This window comes from Halorubrum sp. SP9 (assembly GCF_005435015.1).
Taxonomy (GTDB): Archaea; Halobacteriota; Halobacteria; order Halobacteriales; family Haloferacaceae; genus Halorubrum; species Halorubrum sodomense.
The window spans coordinates 1-647 of sequence record NZ_SGXU01000241.1 but is presented as its reverse complement, the minus strand read 5'-3'; the positions used below and the strand labels follow the sequence as shown (position 1 = coordinate 647).

The following is a 647-nucleotide window of genomic DNA, read 5'->3' as shown; positions in this document are numbered from 1 at the left end:
AGAGGAACACACTGGCTGCCGCTGGCGAACACTTGGCCGCGAGCCGGTTCGTGGCGTGGTCTGTAAGTCCGACACCGAGGTGGCGACGGCATGAACCGCCGCGAACTCGTCGCGTCGATCGTCGCCGGCAGTACGATCCCGCTGACCGCTCGCGGTGCTGCCGGCGATGACCTGACGCCGATCACCGAGATGCCCGACTACTGTGCGGTCGCCGAGACGCGCGAAGAGGCAGTTCAGGTCTGGGCCAGCGAACACGTCCAGAACGCGCGGGTCGAACTGATCGGCAATGGGGACACGGACGTTGCTGAAGTGAAGGCCGAACTCGAAACCGCGCTCGAACTGCTCGAACGCGAGTTGCCCGACGCGTAGCCTATCCAGCCACGCTGAGGTACTGATTGGAGTTCGGTATCTCGTGTGGGCCATTTTTATTCGTCAGCAGTCTCCTCTTCATCAGTGCCAACAACCGGGACATCTATTGGTAACCCTGCTATCACGTTGCCAGTCTCTTCCTCGTTCAGGTACCGTGCCAGTAGGTACAGACTCACCAGCGCGAGCGCGACTGTGAGCGGCAGCGCGAGGATGCCGGCGAGCGTCTGGCCGAACACCGCCGCTATCGAGTTCTCACTGATGCGCGCGCCGGCCTCGAT

At 62.6% G+C, this 647-nt stretch carries 1 protein-coding gene and 1 pseudogene; one reads left to right on the top strand and one right to left on the bottom strand.

Annotated features, from left to right (window positions below):
* Window positions 1–90 precede the first annotated feature (90 nt).
* A complete protein-coding gene (locus EXE45_RS17380) occupies window positions 91–369 on the top strand; it encodes a hypothetical protein (protein WP_137695068.1) in 279 nt (92 codons plus the stop codon).
* 56 nt (window positions 370–425) lie between these two features.
* Here the strand turns inward: EXE45_RS17380 and EXE45_RS17375 are convergent.
* A pseudogene (locus EXE45_RS17375) lies at window positions 426–647 on the bottom strand (hypothetical protein); the annotation flags it as partial.